This window comes from Pseudomonas sp. IPO3749 (assembly GCF_013386605.1).
GTDB lineage: Bacteria > Pseudomonadota > Gammaproteobacteria > Pseudomonadales > Pseudomonadaceae > Aquipseudomonas > Aquipseudomonas azotoformans_A.
The window spans coordinates 16,796-33,622 of the sequence record NZ_JACARN010000023.1; the positions used below are offsets into that span (position 1 = coordinate 16,796).

The 16,827-nt window shown below is 60.6% G+C and carries 22 protein-coding genes; 10 read left to right on the forward strand and 12 right to left on the reverse strand.

Annotation, left to right across the window (positions count from 1 at the left end):
- Positions 1-60: 60 nt before the first annotated feature.
- Entirely contained in the window at positions 61-1,029 is a 969-nt protein-coding gene (locus HX812_RS11780; protein WP_005791318.1) for a polyprenyl synthetase family protein, read from the reverse strand.
- 239 nt (positions 1,030-1,268) lie between these two features.
- Here HX812_RS11780 and rplU point away from each other — a divergent pair, with 239 nt between their 5' ends.
- From rplU to HX812_RS11815, 7 genes are all read left to right on the forward strand, one after another.
- Positions 1,269-1,583, forward strand: a complete 315-nt coding sequence (gene rplU / locus HX812_RS11785; RefSeq protein ID WP_007950961.1) for a 50S ribosomal protein L21 — start codon at positions 1,269-1,271, stop codon at positions 1,581-1,583.
- A 34-nt stretch (positions 1,584-1,617) separates the two neighbouring features.
- On the forward strand, positions 1,618-1,875 hold the full coding sequence (gene rpmA / locus HX812_RS11790) for a 50S ribosomal protein L27 (RefSeq protein WP_003176049.1): 258 nt from the start codon (positions 1,618-1,620) through the stop codon (positions 1,873-1,875).
- A 193-nt stretch (positions 1,876-2,068) separates the two neighbouring features.
- The gene (gene cgtA / locus HX812_RS11795) at positions 2,069-3,292 is read left to right on the forward strand and encodes an Obg family GTPase CgtA (RefSeq protein WP_016976186.1); all 1,224 of its coding nucleotides are present in this window, start codon (positions 2,069-2,071) and stop codon (positions 3,290-3,292) included.
- Positions 3,293-3,403: 111 nt separating this feature from the next.
- Positions 3,404-4,522, forward strand: a complete 1,119-nt coding sequence (gene proB, locus HX812_RS11800) for a glutamate 5-kinase (RefSeq protein ID WP_038842176.1) — start codon at positions 3,404-3,406, stop codon at positions 4,520-4,522.
- Between the two features lie 15 nt (positions 4,523-4,537).
- A complete protein-coding gene (locus tag HX812_RS11805) occupies positions 4,538-5,002 on the forward strand; it encodes a CreA family protein (RefSeq protein WP_015885841.1) in 465 nt (154 codons plus the stop codon).
- 101 nt (positions 5,003-5,103) lie between these two features.
- On the forward strand, positions 5,104-5,586 hold the full coding sequence (locus HX812_RS11810; protein WP_017735027.1) for a glutathione peroxidase: 483 nt from the start codon (positions 5,104-5,106) through the stop codon (positions 5,584-5,586).
- Between the two features lie 132 nt (positions 5,587-5,718).
- The gene (locus HX812_RS11815; RefSeq protein ID WP_038842181.1) at positions 5,719-6,822 is read left to right on the forward strand and encodes an NADH:flavin oxidoreductase; all 1,104 of its coding nucleotides are present in this window, start codon (positions 5,719-5,721) and stop codon (positions 6,820-6,822) included.
- Here HX812_RS11815 and HX812_RS11820 read toward each other — a convergent pair.
- On the reverse strand, positions 6,791-7,993 hold the full coding sequence (locus HX812_RS11820) for a glycosyltransferase family 1 protein (protein ID WP_038842183.1): 1,203 nt from the start codon (positions 7,991-7,993) through the stop codon (positions 6,791-6,793). The two genes, HX812_RS11815 and HX812_RS11820, sit on opposite strands and share 32 nt — an antisense overlap.
- Before the next feature lie 54 nt (positions 7,994-8,047).
- The gene (cysZ, locus tag HX812_RS11825; protein ID WP_038842186.1) at positions 8,048-8,815 is read right to left on the reverse strand and encodes a sulfate transporter CysZ; all 768 of its coding nucleotides are present in this window, start codon (positions 8,813-8,815) and stop codon (positions 8,048-8,050) included.
- Between the two features lie 283 nt (positions 8,816-9,098).
- On the opposite strand from cysZ, the gene trxB reads away from it, so the two are divergent.
- Positions 9,099-10,061, forward strand: coding sequence for a thioredoxin-disulfide reductase (gene trxB / locus HX812_RS11830; protein WP_010206474.1), 963 nt, complete (start codon positions 9,099-9,101; stop codon positions 10,059-10,061).
- A gap of 55 nt (positions 10,062-10,116) precedes the next feature.
- On the opposite strand, the gene HX812_RS11835 is transcribed toward trxB, so the two are convergent.
- The 6 genes from HX812_RS11835 to HX812_RS11860 are packed head-to-tail and all read right to left on the reverse strand — an operon-like array spanning position 10,117 to position 13,045.
- Positions 10,117-10,455, reverse strand: a complete 339-nt coding sequence (locus HX812_RS11835; protein WP_016971057.1) for a HopJ type III effector protein — start codon at positions 10,453-10,455, stop codon at positions 10,117-10,119.
- Positions 10,448-10,744, reverse strand: a complete 297-nt coding sequence (locus HX812_RS11840) for a DUF1244 domain-containing protein (protein ID WP_038842191.1) — start codon at positions 10,742-10,744, stop codon at positions 10,448-10,450. Before HX812_RS11840 ends, HX812_RS11835 begins: the two co-directional genes overlap by 8 nt.
- Before the next feature lie 23 nt (positions 10,745-10,767).
- The gene (gene folX, locus HX812_RS11845) at positions 10,768-11,139 is read right to left on the reverse strand and encodes a dihydroneopterin triphosphate 2'-epimerase (RefSeq protein ID WP_026140129.1); all 372 of its coding nucleotides are present in this window, start codon (positions 11,137-11,139) and stop codon (positions 10,768-10,770) included.
- A 2-nt stretch (positions 11,140-11,141) separates the two neighbouring features.
- Positions 11,142-11,696 (reverse strand): GTP cyclohydrolase I FolE, encoded by a 555-nt coding sequence (gene folE / locus HX812_RS11850; RefSeq protein ID WP_033896195.1) that lies wholly within the window; start codon positions 11,694-11,696, stop codon positions 11,142-11,144.
- 20 nt (positions 11,697-11,716) lie between these two features.
- The gene (gene folM, locus HX812_RS11855) at positions 11,717-12,427 is read right to left on the reverse strand and encodes a dihydromonapterin reductase (protein ID WP_038842195.1); all 711 of its coding nucleotides are present in this window, start codon (positions 12,425-12,427) and stop codon (positions 11,717-11,719) included.
- A 57-nt stretch (positions 12,428-12,484) separates the two neighbouring features.
- Positions 12,485-13,045 carry an antibiotic biosynthesis monooxygenase gene (locus HX812_RS11860; RefSeq protein ID WP_038842197.1) on the reverse strand — a complete coding sequence of 187 codons (561 nt, stop codon included), beginning with the start codon at positions 13,043-13,045 and terminating at the stop codon, positions 12,485-12,487.
- A gap of 215 nt (positions 13,046-13,260) precedes the next feature.
- Between HX812_RS11860 and HX812_RS11865 the strand changes: the two genes are divergently transcribed.
- Positions 13,261-14,205 carry a MerR family transcriptional regulator gene (locus HX812_RS11865; RefSeq protein WP_038842199.1) on the forward strand — a complete coding sequence of 315 codons (945 nt, stop codon included), beginning with the start codon at positions 13,261-13,263 and terminating at the stop codon, positions 14,203-14,205.
- A gap of 2 nt (positions 14,206-14,207) precedes the next feature.
- Here the strand turns inward: HX812_RS11865 and HX812_RS11870 are convergent, their stop codons facing one another.
- Positions 14,208-14,813, reverse strand: a complete 606-nt coding sequence (locus HX812_RS11870; RefSeq protein ID WP_038842201.1) for a hypothetical protein — start codon at positions 14,811-14,813, stop codon at positions 14,208-14,210.
- Positions 14,814-14,871: 58 nt separating this feature from the next.
- Positions 14,872-15,339, reverse strand: coding sequence for a PAS domain-containing protein (locus tag HX812_RS11875; protein WP_038842203.1), 468 nt, complete (start codon positions 15,337-15,339; stop codon positions 14,872-14,874).
- Between the two features lie 138 nt (positions 15,340-15,477).
- On the opposite strand from HX812_RS11875, the gene HX812_RS11880 reads away from it, so the two are divergent.
- Complete coding sequence (locus tag HX812_RS11880; protein WP_038842206.1) at positions 15,478-15,933, forward strand: flavodoxin; 456 nt, start codon at positions 15,478-15,480, stop codon at positions 15,931-15,933.
- On the opposite strand, the gene HX812_RS11885 is transcribed toward HX812_RS11880, so the two are convergent.
- Positions 15,914-16,810, reverse strand: coding sequence for a LysR family transcriptional regulator (locus tag HX812_RS11885; protein ID WP_038842208.1), 897 nt, complete (start codon positions 16,808-16,810; stop codon positions 15,914-15,916). The two genes, HX812_RS11880 and HX812_RS11885, sit on opposite strands and share 20 nt — an antisense overlap.
- Positions 16,811-16,827 lie beyond the last annotated feature (17 nt).

Genomic DNA, 16,827 nt, shown 5'->3' on the forward strand with positions numbered 1-16,827 from the left:
GTCTTACAGGTTGTATGAAATCTAAATGTGGGAGGGGGCCCTCCCACATAGCTCCGCGCTTTAGTGAGTGCGCGCGACTGCAAACTCACTCAGCTCAACCAGGGCATCCCGGTATTCGCTGGCGGGAAGGGCTTCCAGGCACTGGATGGCTCGGGCCACATAGTCACGCGCCAATTGTGCGGTGTACTCCAGGGAACCCGAGGCTTCCACGGCGGCGCGGATGGCCTCCAGGTCTTCGATCCCGCCTTTCTGGATCGCCTTGCGCACCAGGGCGGCCTGTTCCGGCGTGCCTTCGCGCATGGTGTAGATCAGCGGCAGGGTTGGCTTGCCTTCAGCCAGGTCATCACCGACGTTCTTGCCCAGGGTTTCAGCGTCGCCCTTGTAGTCGAGCAGGTCGTCGACCAGTTGGAACGCTACGCCCAGGTGATCACCAAAGGTGCGCAAGGCCTCGGCCTGCTCGGCCGTTGCACCGCACAGCGCAGCGGCGCTGTGGGTGGAGGCTTCGAAGAGCATCGCGGTTTTGCCGCGGATCACTTCCATGTAGGTTTCTTCGGTGGTGCTGGCGTCACGGACCTTCGACAGCTGCAACACTTCGCCTTCGGCGATGATGCGGGTGGCCTGTGAAAGAATCTTCATCACCGGCATCGAGCCGAGTTCAACCATCATTTCGAACGAGCGCGAGTACAGGAAGTCGCCCACCAGCACGCTTGGGGCATTGCCCCACATGGCGTTGGCGGTCTCGCGGCCACGGCGCATGCCGGACATGTCGACCACGTCGTCATGCAGCAGGGTCGCGGTGTGCAGGAATTCGATCGTGGCTGCCAGCAGGCGCAGGTCATCGCCTTCGCGACCCAGGGCCTTGCCGCACAGCAGCACCAATAAAGGACGCAGGCGCTTACCGCCCGCCGACGTAATATAGTCGCCAATTTTGGAGACCAGCGGCACTTTAGACGTCAGCTGCTGCTTGATGATGCCGTCGACGGCGCTAAAATCGTCCGCGACCGCGCGGTAGAAAGCTTGGGGTTGCATCAGCGACAGTCGCTCCAGAAGGGTTGCGCGGCATGCTAGGACCCAGGCCCCCCAGTGTCAAGGCGCGATAGACGGCCCCTTGCAACACCCATTTACCTTGCGTACAATCGCGCACCCTGAACTTCCTGGGCAGCACCTGCCTTACGCAATTGCATTAGGGACGTCCATCCCATGCAGCCATGCCAGCCAATACCTCTTCTTATAAAGCGCTGGGTGAGCAGGATTATCGGAGAAATACCATGTCGTACGCAGTAATTGTTACTGGTGGCAAGCAATACAAAGTCGCCCCAGGTGAATACCTGAAGATCGAAAAACTGGAAGTCGCTACCGGCGAATCCGTTACTTTTGATCGCGTTCTGTTGGTCGCCAATGGCGATGACGTGAACATCGGCGCTCCAGTTGTTGCTGGCGCTACCGTTGTGGCTGAAGTGATCTCCCAAGGTCGTCACGATAAAGTCCGCATCATCAAGTTCCGTCGTCGTAAGCACCACATGAAGCGTATGGGCCACCGCCAGTGGTACACCGAGATCAAAATCACCGGTATTCAGGCTTAATTTCAGCCTAATTCCTCACTAGGAGAATTGACTCATGGCACACAAAAAAGCTGGTGGTAGTACCCGTAACGGTCGCGACTCAGAAGCCAAACGCCTTGGCGTGAAGATGTATGGCGGCCAGAAAATCATTCCGGGCAACATCATCGTGCGTCAGCGCGGCACCCAATTCCACGCCGGTTACGGTGTAGGCATGGGTAAAGATCACACCCTCTTCGCGAAAATCGAAGGCGTGATCAAGTTTGAAGTAAAAGGCGCGTTCAACCGCCGTTACGTGAGCGTTGTCGCAGCTTAATTGCGAGATCGCTGGAAAAGCCCTGTCTTGCGACGGGGCTTTTTCGTTTGTGGGGTGAGTCTCTTGCAAAGCTGTTTGTAATGGGCTCAGGCGCTGGTTTTGCGGTCGCTGATTGAGGTCGCTGCGCTCATTTTTGCAAGAGTCTTATGTCTTGGTTTCTTAAGCTCGTCCGTGCGGCGAGAGGCGTTTTGTTATGAAGTTCGTTGATGAAGTTTCCATCCGAGTAAAAGCAGGCGACGGCGGTAACGGTTGCATGAGTTTCCGTCGCGAAAAATTCATCGAAAACGGTGGCCCCAACGGCGGTGACGGCGGTGACGGCGGTTCCATCTACATGATGGCCGACGAAAACCTCAACACCCTGGTCGACTACCGTTACACCCGGCACTTCGATGCCGAGCGTGGCTCCAACGGCGGCAGCACCGACTGCACCGGTAAAAAAGGTGAAGACCTGGTACTGCGCGTACCGGTTGGCACCACGATTATCGATTCTGCGACCCAGGAAGTGATCGGCGACCTGACCAAGGCCGGCCAGAAGCTGATGGTTGTGCAGGGCGGCTGGCACGGTCTGGGTAACACCCGATTCAAGTCCAGTACCAACCGTGCGCCACGCCAGACCACGCCTGGCAAGCCGGGCGAGCAGCGTGACCTCAAGCTGGAAATGAAAGTACTGGCTGACGTGGGCCTGCTGGGTCTGCCAAACGCTGGCAAAAGTACCTTCATCCGCTCGGTTTCGGCCGCCAAGCCGAAAGTCGCCGACTACCCGTTCACCACCCTGGTACCAAACCTCGGTGTGGTCAGCGTCGACCGTTGGAAAAGCTTCGTGATCGCCGACATTCCCGGCCTGATCGAAGGGGCTTCCGATGGCGCAGGCCTGGGGATTCGCTTCCTCAAGCACCTGTCGCGTACCCGTTTGCTGCTGCACCTCGTCGACATGGCGCCGCTGGATGACACCAGCGCACCGGACGCCGCCGAAGTGATCGTCAGCGAACTGACCAAGTTCAGCCCTGCCCTGGCCGAGCGTGATCGCTGGTTGGTGCTGAACAAGTGCGACCAGATCCTGGAAGAAGAGCACGAAGAGCGCGTCAAGGAAATCGTTGACCGCCTGGAGTGGGAAGGTCCGGTCTACGTGATCTCGGCCATCGCCAAAGAAGGCACCGAGCGCCTGACCCGCGACATCATGCGCTACCTCGAAGACCGCGCCGACCGCCTGGCGGCCGACCCGGTGTTCAAGGCCGAACTGGCTGAACTCGATCAACAGATCGAAGACGAAGCCCGCGCCCAGCTGCAAGCGCTGGACGACCAGCGTGCCCTGCGCCGCAGCGGCGTGAAGTCGGTCCATGACATCGGTGACGATGATTGGGACGAAGAAGATGTGGATGATGAAGACGGTCCTGAAATCATTTACGTGCGCGACTGATTCGTTGCGATAAACTTGAACGCCGCTCCTGTTGGAGCGGCGTTTTAGTATCCGGGTTTAACGTTATGGGCCGCGCTGGGTCGCGCAGCCCTCAATCTAAGGTTGAAGATGATGCGGAGCAAAGTGACAGGTGCGCAGCGCTGGGTCGTGAAGATCGGCAGTGCGTTGCTGACGGCGGATGGCAAGGGGCTCGATCGCGCAGCCATGAGCGTCTGGGTCGAGCAGATGGTGGCCTTGCATGAGGCCGGTGTGGAGTTGGTGCTGGTGTCGTCCGGGGCGGTTGCCGCCGGGATGAGCCGCCTCGGCTGGACCGCGCGACCCAGCGCGATGCACGAACTGCAAGCCGCCGCCGCCATCGGCCAGATGGGCCTGGTGCAAGCCTGGGAATCCAGCTTCGCCGAGCACGGCCGGCACACTGCGCAGATCCTGCTGACCCACGACGACCTGTCCGACCGCAAGCGCTACCTCAACGCCCGCAGCACTCTGCGCGCGCTGGTGGAGCTGAAAGTCATCCCGGTGATCAACGAAAACGACACCGTGGTCACCGACGAAATCCGCTTTGGCGACAACGACACCTTGGCCGCCCTGGTGGCCAACCTGGTGGAAGCCGATCTGCTGGTGATCCTCACTGACCGCGACGGCATGTTCGACGCCGACCCGCGCAACAACCCCGAAGCCCAGCTGATCTACGAAGCCCGCGCCGATGACCCGGCGTTGGACGCCGTGGCCGGCAGTGTCGGCGGCGCCCTGGGCCGTGGTGGCATGCAGACCAAATTGCGTGCGGCGCGTCTGGCGGCGCGTTCCGGTGCCCATACCATCATCGTCGGCGGGCGCATCGAGCGCGTGTTGGACCGTCTCAAGGCCGGCGAGCGCATCGGTACGCTGTTGTCGCCGGAACGCGGCATGCTGGCAGCGCGCAAACAATGGCTGGCCGGTCATCTGCAAACCCGTGGCACCCTGGTGCTGGACGATGGCGCGGTGTCGGCGCTGTCCCAAGGCAACAAGAGCTTGCTGCCGGTGGGCGTCAAGTTGGTGCAGGGCAGTTTCCGCCGGGGCGAGATGGTGGTGTGCGTGGCGCCAGACGGTCGTGAGATCGCTCGTGGCCTGGCCAACTACAGCGCGCTCGAAGCGCAGAAAATCATTGGACAATCCTCCGATGCGATTGTCGGACTATTGGGTTACATGGCCGAACCGGAACTGGTTCACCGCGATAACCTGATCCTGGTCTAACCAAAGGAATACACCATGCGTGTCATGAAGGGATTGCTCGGCCTGCTGTTGGCCATGCCACTGTTGGCCTCTGCTGAAGAAATCGGCCAGGTGTCGACGGTGTTCAAGTTTGTCGGCCCCAACGACCGGATCGTGGTTGAAGCCTTCGATGACCCCAAGGTCGACGGCGTGACCTGCTACCTGTCCCGTGCCAAGACTGGCGGCGTCAAAGGCGGCCTGGGCCTGGCCGAAGACCGCGCCGAAGCCTCGATTGCCTGCCGTCAGGTCGGCCCGATCCGCTTCAAGGGCGAGCTCAAGGACGGCGATGAAGTGTTCAAGGAACGCACCTCCCTGGTGTTCAAGACCATGCAGGTGGTGCGCTTCCTCGACAAGAAGCGCAACACCCTGGTTTACCTGGTGTACAGCGACCGCCTGATCGAAGGCAGCCCGCAAAACGCCGTGACCGCCATTCCGATTTTGCCCTGGCCTACCGCTCAGTAACCTGCAGGCGGGTTTTGTAATCGGCGTCTATGATTGCAGGCTTGTGGGCTGTAATCTCGAACGGCCGCAATGCGAAGAACATGGGATATCTGGAGTTCGTCATGAGTGCTTTCCACGACCTGAAACTCAAAGCTTTGGACGGACAAGAGCTGCCGCTGGCGCCCTTCAAGGGGCAAGTGGTGCTGGTGGTCAACGTGGCCTCCAAATGTGGCTTGACCCCGCAGTATGCCGCGCTGGAGAACCTCTACCAGCAGTACAAGGACCAGGGATTTACCGTGCTTGGCCTGCCGTGCAACCAGTTTGCCGGGCAGGAGCCGGGCTCTGAAGAAGAGATCCGCGAGTTCTGCAGCCTTAACTACGGCGTGACCTTTCCTTTGGGCAGCAAGCTTGACGTGAACGGCCCGGATCGTCATCAGCTCTACCGCTTGCTGGCGGGGGAGGGTGCGGAGTTTCCTGGGGACATCACCTGGAATTTCGAGAAGTTCCTGCTGGGCAAGGATGGGCGAGTGCTTGCACGTTTCTCTCCTCGCACGGCGCCGGATGATCCGACGATCGTCCAGGCCATCGAAAAAGCCTTGAGCTGAGCAACCCTTCTGCAGGAGCCCGGCGGGCTCCTGCACTTTTACCCCTTAATCACCCAGATCAATAGTGCTACCCAGCACGCTGCGCTCCCCATATTATCCACATCATAAACCCCGTCTTCCGTGGAGTGCCCCATGCCCGTCCAAGCCTTGTTCAAACCCTTCCAGCTCGGTGCGTTGCAGCTGTCGACCCGCGTCGTCATGGCACCGATGACGCGCTCGTTCTCCCCGGGTGGCGTACCCAATTCGAAAGTCATCGAGTACTACCGCCGCCGCGCCGCTGCCGGTGTGGGCCTGATCATCACCGAAGGCACCGTGGTCGGCCACCAAGCCTCCAATGGCTACCCCAACGTCCCGCACTTTTACGGTGAGGCCGCTTTGGCTGGCTGGAAGAAAGTCGTCGACGCGGTACACGCCGAGGGCGGCAAGATCGTCCCGCAGCTGTGGCATGTGGGTAGCGTGCGTCGCATCGGCACCGAGCCGGATGCCAGCGTGCCAGCCTACGGTCCGATGGAAAAACTCAAGGATGGCAACGTGGTCGTGCACGGCATGACCCATCAAGACATCAAGGAGGTAATCAACGCCTTCGCCCAAGCGGCCAAGGATGCCCAGCGCATCGGCATGGACGGCGTTGAAATCCACGGCGCCCACGGCTATCTGGTCGACCAGTTCTTCTGGGAAGGCAGTAACCAGCGCACTGACGAATACGGCGGCAGCCTGGCCAACCGCTCGCGTTTTGCCATCGAGTTGATCCAGGCCACCCGCGCCGCAGTCGGCCCGGACTTTCCGATCATTTTCCGGTTCTCCCAATGGAAGCAGCAGGATTACACCGCGCGTCTGGTGCAGACCCCCGAGGCGCTGGGCGAATTCCTCAAGCCGTTATCTGACGCGGGTGTGGATATTTTCCACTGCTCCACGCGCCGTTTCTGGGAGCCCGAATTCGAAGGGTCCGACCTCAACTTGGCCGGCTGGACCCGTCAGCTCACCGGCAAGCCGACCATCACCGTGGGCAGCGTCGGCCTGGATGGCGAGTTCCTGCAGTTCATGGTCAACACCGACAAGGTCGCGCAACCGGCCAGCCTGGAGAAGCTGCTGGAGCGCCTGAATAATGACGAGTTCGACTTGGTGGCGGTAGGTCGTGCGCTGCTGGTCGACCCGGATTGGGCGTTGAAGGTGCGCGAAGGCCGCGAGGGCGACATCCTGCCCTTCAGTCGTGAGGCGTTGACGACCCTGGTGTAAGCGGCGACAGGGCGGGCACCGGGTGCCCGTCCTTGCAGACCCCGCGCAACTGGCGTTCGAATTGCTCGATGATCGCCGGCCAACCCTGGCGACTCGCATGCTGGCGTGCATTCAGGCGCATGCGACGCAGGCTTTCGGCATCCTCCAGCAGCCAGTTGGCCGCCTCGCAAAACGCGTTCTCATCCCCCGGCATCGCTGATACGCCGTTGTAGCCATGGCGAATATGCTGGCTCGCCGCTGCCTGATCGTAGGCCACCACACCCAACCCCGACGCCATCGCCTCCAGCACCACATTGCCGAAGGTTTCGGTCAGGCTGGGGAACAGGAACACATCGCCTGACGCGTAGTGCCGCGCCAGTTCCTCACCGCGCAAGGTGCCGCAGAAGATCGCCTCCGGCAGCTCTTTCTCCATCGTCGCGCGTTGCGGACCGTCACCGACGATGATCAGTTTCATCTGACGCAGAGGATAGGTGTCCTGCAAGGTCTCGAAGCAGCGCTTGAGCAACCCCAGGTTTTTCTCATGGGCCAGCCGTCCCACATAGAGCACGGCGGTTTGCTCACTGTTCAGCGCCCAATTTTCCCGCAATGCATTGTCGCGTTTGGCTGGGTGGAACAACTGGCTGTCCACTCCGCGCGCCAACATCCCCAGACGCTCGAAATGCTTGCGCTCCAGCTCCAGGCGCTGGCTGGCGCTGGGCACCAGGGTTAGGGTCGAGCGGTTATGGAACCAGCGCAGGTAGTGAGTGACCATCCGGCTCAGCAGGCTCAAGCCGTATTGGTTCGAGTACTGCTGGAAGTTGGTGTGAAAGCCGCTGACCACGCTGATCCCCAGGCGACGTGCGGCGCGCAGCGCGGACAAACCTAGCGGCCCTTCCGTGGCGATGTACAGCACGTCCGGGCGCTGACGGGTCCATCGCCGCAGCAATTTGTGCATCGACGACTGTCCCCATTGCAGGCCCGGATAACCCGGCAGCGGCCAGCCACGGCACAGCAGCAAGGCGTCGTCGCTGGGGCGGCTCTGGTCGACACCTTGGCGCGGACGCACCAGCTCGACTTGATGGCCACGGGCACGCAAACCCTCGCACAGGCGACCAAGGGTATTGGCCACCCCGTTGATCTCTGGCGGGAAGGTTTCGGTAATGAGGGTGATGTGAAGCGAGGCTGTCGTCATGACCCACAGTGTCGCCGTGGGCCATGTCGTCATTGTGTCATCGAGATGATGGATTTATGACTGGGTCACTTTTTGCTGCTGTGCCATTGCCTCGGCACCTTGTTCACGCACCCAGAACAACGTGGCGCCGGCCACCGCTGCCGGCATCATCAACAGGTTGACCACCGGCACCAGCAGCACCAGGTAGACAATCCCACCGAAGCTCATGCTCTGCCAGCGTTTCTGGCGCAGCCAGGCGAGCATCTCGTTCCAGCCCAGCTTGTGGTTATCCGCCGGGTAGTCGATGTACTGGATCGCCATCATCCACACGCCGAACAGCAGCCACAGCGGGGCAGCGATCAGGTTGACCACGGGTATGAACGACAGGATAAACAGGCCGATGGCCCGTGGCAGGAAGTAGCCCAGCTTGCGCATCTCGCGGGCCAGGGTGCGCGGGACCATAGCGATCAACTCGCCCCAGCTGAAGGCCGGGAAATCATCGGTGCCGCGTACCACCACTTCCACTTTCTCCGAGAGGAAGCCGTTGAAGGGCGCGGCGATGATGTTGGCGAGCATGGTGAAAGTGAAAAACACCATCAACACCACCAGCACGACAAACAGGGGCCAGAGCAGGTAGTTCAGGAAGCTCAGCCAGCTCGGGAGCGTCGGCATCAAATGATCGACCCACAGGCTGAACTGATGACCGGCGAAATAGATCAAGCCTACGAACAGCACAATGTTGATCACCAGCGGCAGCAGCACAAACAGGCGCAGGCCGGGGCTCAACACCAGTTTGAGGCCTTCACGCAGGTATTGCGGGCCGGAAAGAGCAGGGGCGGGCATGGAGAACTCCGAACAAAGTGACGAACGCGCCGACCTTACCGGCTTTGTTTAACAGGCGAAAGCGGCGACATCAGTGGTAACAAAGGTGTTGATCAACAGCGGTGACTGCATAGAGACCACCTATGAGCTGGATTGTTATTCCGTATTTCCTTAATCTTGCCCCCCTCGATACGCTGCACCCATTATTTTTCAGGGTCTGCGAGTTGAAGCCTTCCCCAAGTGCTTCGTGGTCCCTTTTTTATTCCAGCCGCCCTGTAGTCCGGGTGGTCGATAGGAGTGAGTCATGTCTGATACCCGTCATTCGCGAGTGATTATCCTGGGTTCCGGCCCTGCCGGTTACAGCGCTGCGGTCTACGCTGCCCGGGCCAACCTCAAGCCGCTGCTGATCACTGGCATGCAGGCGGGTGGTCAACTGACCACCACCACCGAAGTCGACAACTGGCCGGGCGACGTCCACGGCCTGACCGGCCCGGTGCTGATGGAACGCATGAAAGAACACGCTGAACGTTTCGAAACCGAAATCGTGTTTGACCACATCAATCAGGTCGACTTCTCCAAAAAGCCTTACAGCCTGACCGGCGACAGCGGCGTGTACACCTGTGACGCGCTGATCATCGCTACCGGCGCCAGCGCCCGCTACCTGGGCCTGCCGTCGGAAGAAGCGTTCATGGGCAAGGGCGTTTCCGCCTGCGCGACCTGCGATGGTTTCTTCTACCGCAACAAGCCAGTCGCCGTAGTCGGTGGCGGCAACACCGCCGTGGAAGAAGCACTGTACCTGGCCAACATCGCCAGCACCGTGACTCTGGTTCACCGCCGCGAGACCTTCCGCGCCGAGAAGATCCTGATCGACAAACTGCATGCCCGTGTCGCTGAAGGCAAGATCATCCTCAAGCTCAACGCCACCCTGGACGAAGTGCTGGGCGACAACATGGGCGTGACCGGTGCCCGCCTGAAGAACAACGACGGCAGCTTCGACGAGCTGAAAGTCGACGGTGTGTTCATCGCTATCGGCCACACCCCGAACACTTCGTTGTTCGAAGGCGTGCTGGAAGCCAAAGACGGTTACCTGGTGGTGCAGGGCGGCCGTGAAGGCAACGCAACTGCTACCAACATCGAAGGTATCTTCGCTGCCGGTGACGTGGCAGACCACGTCTACCGCCAGGCCATTACCTCGGCCGGCGCTGGTTGCATGGCGGCACTGGATGCCGAGCGTTACCTCGATGGTTTGAAGGACGCTTCGTTCTAAATCGTTGAAACAAAAAACCGGCTGAGAGGCCGGTTTTTTTATGAGCAGGATTTGATCAGCGACGGGTCAGTGGCTGTGCGCTGAACTTCACCCCGGCCAAACCATGGGCAATCAGCGCACGAATGTTGCCGTGATCGCTGCCCTCAGGCGTCGCCACTACCGAGCGGTAATGCTCGCCAAACGCCAGCAGTGCTTCCTGATCGCTCAGACCTTCCAGCAGCGCCAGGCCCAGGGTCTTGCACGATCCTTCGTTCTGCCCAGCGGCATTTTCCACGTCGCCATTGGTAAAGGCTTGCGGCTGGTAGTCATAACCGGCAGCGACAAATGCCAGGGTGTCGGCAAAAACATGTTCGCCACTGTTGAGGCTGGCGCGCAGAGTGTTCAGATCAGTCATGGGTTTTTCCTTTGGCGAACGCGGCCTGTTGGTCGGCGTTGGCTTCTTTCTGGTATTGGGCTTTCCACTCCGCGTACGGCATGCCGTACACCACTTCACGGGCGTCATCGAGGCTCAGCTCGATCTGGCGCTCGTCGGCCTCGGCCTTGTACCACTTGGACAAGCAGTTGCGGCAAAAGCCCGAGAGGTTCATCAGGTCGATGTTCTGCACATCCTTGCGGCTGTCCAGGTGCGCCACCAGCCGACGGAAGGCGGCGGCTTCGAGTTCGAGGCGTTGTTGATCGTTCATAGGGCTCACTGACAATTCAGGGGTTAACGGCTGGCCGCCAGGGTAATCGAAACCGACTCGGCAAAGCGCAGCGCGTGGGGCTTGTCCACTTCGACTTCGGCGTACAGCACCGATTCATTGCTCATCACCAGGTCCAGCAGCTCCTGGGTCAGGCGCTCCAGCAGGGCAAAGCGGTTGCCCTCGACGTGGGCGATGATCGCCTTGGTGATGGTGCGGTAGTTCAGCGCATGGTCAATGTCATTGTCGCGCACGGCGTCCTGGGCGGCATACAGGATGGTCAGGTTGATCAGCACATCCTGCTTGTTGAGGATTTCGTCCTCGTTGATGCCGATGTAGGTGCGCAGGCACAGGTCCTTGACCCGGATGCGCGCCATGCCTGGTTGAAGTTGTGGCATTGCTACTTGCTCCGTCCGATCAGTTGCAGGAACTCCATGCGCGTGGTGTTCGACTCGCGGAACGCGCCGAGCATCACCGAGGTGTTCATGGTTGAATTCTGTTTTTCCACGCCGCGCATCATCATGCACATGTGCTGGGCTTCGATCACCACGGCCACGCCGGCAGCCTGGGTCACGTCCTGGATCGCGTCGGCGATCTGCCGCGTGAGGTTTTCCTGGATCTGCAGGCGCCGGGCGAACATGTCGACGATGCGCGCCAGCTTGGACAGGCCCAGCACCTTGCCGGTGGGGATATAGGCCACATGGGCCTTGCCGATGAAGGGCAGCAGGTGGTGCTCGCACAACGAGTACAACTCGATGTCCTTGAGGATCACCATCTCGTCATTGTCGGAGGTGAACAGCGCACCGTTGACGATCGTTTCCAGGCTCTGCTCGTAGCCGTGACACAGGTACTGCATGGCCTTGGCGGCGCGCTTTGGGGTGTCGAGCAAGCCTTCGCGCTCCGGGTCTTCGCCCAGGCCTTTGAGGATCTCGCGGTAGTGATGGGGCAGGGTCATACAACATCCTCACAAACGGCTTACTTGATATGCCGCCCGCCGTTGACGGTCAGGGTGGTACCGGTGACATAGGGGTTATCCAGCAGGTAACGCACGCTCTGGTAGATCACCTCGGGCCCAGGCTCGATGCCCAGTGCCGACTTGGCCAGTACCTTGGCGCGGTAGGCGGCGTCGTCGCCGTCATTGAACATCACCATCGCCGGAGCAATGCCATTGACCTTGATCTGCGGCGCGAACTGCGCGGCAAACGACAACGTGAGGCTGTCGAGGCCGGCCTTGGTGGCGCAATAGGCGATGTGCTGGCGGCTGCCCTTGCGCACCACGTCATCGCTGATGTGCACGATGTCGGCCGGCGTCGAGCGTTGCAGCAAGGGTGAACAATGCAGGTTGATCAGGTACGGCGCAAGCATGTGCACGCTGAACATGTCGGTAAAGGCGCGGCTTTCGTCGTCGGGCGTTTCCACGATCCAGGCCGAGGCGTTGTGGATGATCGCGCGCAGGCGTTGGGTATGGTTGTTCAGTTCAGCGATAAACGCCAGGATGCCGGCCTCGCTGGAGAAGTCGGCAAACACCCCGATCGCCCCGCGTTCGCGCAGGGCCTGCACGCCGGGCCGTTCGCTGCGGTAGCTGAAAATCACCGGGTGGCCGTCGTCCAGCAGGCGCTGGGCGCAATGCAGGCCGACCCTCTGGCCGGCGCCGGTGATCAGGATCGGGGCGTTTGTCGCAGTCATGGGAGGCTCGAGTCGCTGGCAGATTGAAACTATACCAGCGACCGAGCGCCCCTGTACTCAAGCAGCGGCTTCGCTGGCCTTGCGTGGGGTCGGAACAGGATGCAGCCAATTGGCCAACAGATGGGTCGACAGCGGGATGAACCAATACACCATCAGAGGTGTAAGGGCCATGGTGCTGACCAGTACTCGCGGCGCCAGGTCGAGATCGCTGAGCAGGGGCCCCAGGACAAAATTGAACAGCAGCGACACCGGGAAAAACGCCAGCCAGATCGCCACCGCCTGCTTCCAACGCGGAGGGCGCGCGCCGACCGCACCGAACCAGCCATCGATACCGCGTACGCGGTGCTCGGACGGGTTGGCAAACAGCTCGCTGCCACGGCTCAACCAGGTACTGCGCGAGGCCGAAAATTCCCAGGCATGCAGGGTCTTTTCATCGGCGAAGCGGAAAATGATCTGGAATTCATCATCGTTGGGCGGCGGCGCGAGGACACCTGAACCCAGGTAGCCGGGAAAGTCCGTGGCCAATTGCTCGCCTTCGCGCAGCCAGGCCATCAGTTCTTCGTAGCGACCCTTGGCCACGCGGCGCGCAACCATCAGGGTGACGGGAGAGGTAGACATTGTGTATCTCCAAATAAGCGAGTGCGCTGGGCCGGGTAGGCGGCACACAAACGAGGCTGCGGGGTGTTGCAGCGACGTAGAAAAAACAGGCAAGGATTATTCCTGTTTTAGCCAAATACACCAGATACTTTGGTCGGTTCGTCGTTCAGCTTGTGTCGATCCGCTGAAAAAGCGTTAAATGGGATCCAAATCGACACGGATGTTTTTGACCTCTGATGCCCGAAACTATTGCTCCTCAACGCGAAACGACTTCCGACAACGGCAGCGTTTGCGGCGATCTTTTCCCTATCCGCGAAGTCGCTCGGCTGACCGGCGTCAACCCAGTCACCTTACGTGCCTGGGAACGACGCTATGGTCTTATCCAGCCCACTCGCACCGAAAGTGGGCATCGGTTGTACTCGCGTGACGATATTGACACCGTGCACCAGATTCTCGATTGGATCGAACGTGGCGTCGCCGTGAGCAAGGTGGGCAGGATTCTCGCGCGCGACGAGCTGCTCAGCGAACCTGGCGCCGGCCCTGGCGTGGAGTGGGAGCAGTGGCAAAGGCAACTGCGCCACGCCATCAGCGCATTCGATGACCGCCAGTTGGACCGACTGTACGGGCAGATCTTTGCCGCCTACCCCCTCGCCGTGGTGTTCCAGGACATCCTCATGCCGCTCTGGCAGGTGTTGTTACGGCACCAGGGACGCTTCGGCCAGGCCAGCGAGTGGCTATTCTTCGATAATTTCCTGCGCTCGCGTACCGCACAACGTTTGCAGATGGCCGCCGCCGCACCGCTGCCTCGAGTGTTGCTCGCGGCCGTTGCGGGGGAATGCCGCGAGCTGGAGTTGCTGGTCGCGGGCTTGCTGATGTCGGGGGAGAAACAGGCGGTCAAGGTCTTGGGCGTGGGCCAGCCATTCGATGAGTTGACCCTGATCTGTGAAAAGACCCAGCCCCAAGCCTTGGTGCTGTTTTCCAATCGCGCCCCCGGCAGTGAGTTGGCGTTGCGGCTCAGGCGTCTGGCGCTGACCCTCAATTGCCCGCTGCTGTTGGCCGGCGATGCAGCGGACTTGGCGCAGGAAAGCCTCGCCGGTTCATCCATCGGCTGCCTGGGTAATGAAGGCCGGTTGATGCAGCGCCGCTTGCAGCAATTTCTGGGCGGTGGCCTGGATACCTGATTTCAGGCGTGAACTTCAGGATGGGCCAGTCGGTGCTGTTGCAGGATGAACTGGCGCAGGCGCTCGGTTTCATCGGCGTCGCTCTGGCTCAGACGGTAGGCGAACAGCCCGCGTGCGGTTTCCCGTTCGAACGCTCCGCGCAACGCAATGCGTTCGTAACCCGAAGGGCTGAACCACAGGGAAAAGGTCTTCGGCGGCTTGATCCGTCCCCTAATTTCGACCAGCACCCCCTTGAATGACACCTCATGCACCCACAGGGCACCTGGGGTGCCCCTGACATTCTCCAGCGCCACCGGCGTTTCAAGTGCCAGGCGCCACGGCCGGATCATCGGACCGTCTTCGAAAATACTCGGTACGCCCAGACGCAGATGAACGGCGTGAAACTCATCTTCCACCAGGTGCAGTGGGAAGGTCAGTTGCTGGTTGTCGAACTGCGCCTGGATGGTGACGTGGTCGTGAGCGGCCAGTCGCGTGAGCAAATCGCGAATTTGCGCACCGCCGTTGACCGTCAAGCTCGACGACGCATCCCGCAGATTCAACTGCGGGTTGTGTTGCATGGTCTGGATAAAGTCCAGCTCGTCCTGTGTCAGGAGTGCGTCGCGTTGCATGAGGCTTGCTCGGTGGGTAGGTGTTAAATTGCCATTATCCTCTTAATGACCGTTTTTTCTAATTATTGTTAGCTCCACTCGTCGTTTTGAGTGTGGCCAGTTCGGCCTTGAGTTCGGCCACCTGGGCTTCCAATTGAGCCACGCGCTGTTGGGTCTTGACCTGAACCGTCACGTCCTTTTGCACGCCGACGAAATACGTCTGTTTGTCCGCGGGGTTGTAAGTGGTGGATAACGACAATTCATTCCAGAAAGGCGTGCCGTCCTTGCGGTAGTTACGCAGGGTCTCTCGGCAGTTGACGCCGGCCCTGAGCGCTTCACGAATGGCGATCAGGCCCGATTGGTCACGGTCACCGGATTGCAGGAAACGGCAATCCTGATAAAGGATCTCGTCGCGGGTGTAGCCGGTCATCCGCTCGAAAGCCGGGTTGACGTAGATCAGCGGCAGGTCCTTGCCTTCCCGTTCAGCGATTACGATGCCGTCATTCGAAGCGTCGATGACCATTTGCATCAATTGAGCATTAATCATGCAGGGGAATCCATCCATTTGAGGTGTCGCAAGTCTAAGGCAGCGCAGCCATCTTTCCAGTGGGTCGCGACGTTTTTTTGAAGGGGCGGGTTGAGCTGCTAATATCCCACGCTTTCGCTCAACTACAGGATCAGATTGATGAAAGTCGCCATCCTTTCCGGCTCGGTCTACGGCACCGCTGAAGAAGTCGCCCGTCACGCTGCCGGTATCCTCAAGGCTGCCGGCTTCGAGGCCTGGCACAACCCTCGCGCGACGCTAGCGGATGTGCAGGCGTTCGGCCCCGAGGCATTTTTGGCGGTAACGTCCACAACCGGCATGGGCGAGTTGCCCGATAACCTGCAGCCCCTGTATTCGATGATCCGTGACCAACTGCCCGCCGCCTGGCGTGGCCTGCCCGGTGCGGTGATCGGCCTGGGCGACGCCAGCTATGGCGATACCTTCTGCGGCGGTGGCGAGCAAATGCGCGAGCTGTTTGGAGAGTTGGGTGTGCGTGAAGTGCTGCCGATGCTGCGCCTGGACGCCAGCGAAAGCGTGACCCCCGAAGCTGACGCCGAACCCTGGCTGGCCGAGTTGGTCACTGCACTGCGCGGCTGACCGGAAATTCCCGCAGCAACGCCAGCCAGGCCTGGGCGGCTTTCGACAGATAGGCGCCCGCACGCCAGGTAAACGCAATGTCCCAGCGCAGGTCGTCGGGCGCCTTGAGCGTCAGGCGCACCACGCCCGGTCGCACCAACCCACGGGCAACCACGCTGGGCAACAGCACCACGCCCTGGCCGGCCGCGACCAGGGCGGCGAGGAAGTCTGCCTGGCCGCTACGGCCGATTTCCCTCGGAGTGAAACCCACCTGCTGGCAGGCCTGGATCAGCCGATCATTGAGCACAAAGCTGCGCTGGTACATCAGGAACGGCGTGTCCGCCAGTTCCTCCAGGCGTACCTGGGCGTTCTGCGCCAGCGGGTGATCCATCGGCAGCAGGGCGTCGAGCGGCTCATCGCAGAAGGCTTGCCGGGCAAAGGCCGGATCACTGGAATTCAGGCAGCCGCCCACATCCAGCTCACCATTGAGAATTGCCTGTTCGATCGTGCGGCTGCCGCCTTCCAGCAGTTGAATGGTGACCTTTGGGTAGCGTCTGCGGTACTCGGCAAACAGTCCCGCAAACAAGGTATCCCCCGCCAATAGCGGCAGGCCCAGGCGCAACTCGCCGCGGGCCAGTTGCTGCATGTCATCCAGCTCACTCAGCAATTCCGTCTGCAAGCGCAGCATGGCTTCAGCCCGTTGCAGCACCACCTCGCCGGCAGCGGTCAGGCGGATGTGTGAGCCGGTGCGCTCCAACAGCGGTGTGCCCAGGCTTTGTTGCAGTTGCGCCACCTGTTTACTGACGGCAGATTGACTGATGTGCAGGGTTTTTCCCGCTTGGGTAAAACCGCCTCGGTGAATCACTTCGACAAAGCTGCGCAGCTGTTTGAATTCCATGATCAGGATTCCCATTT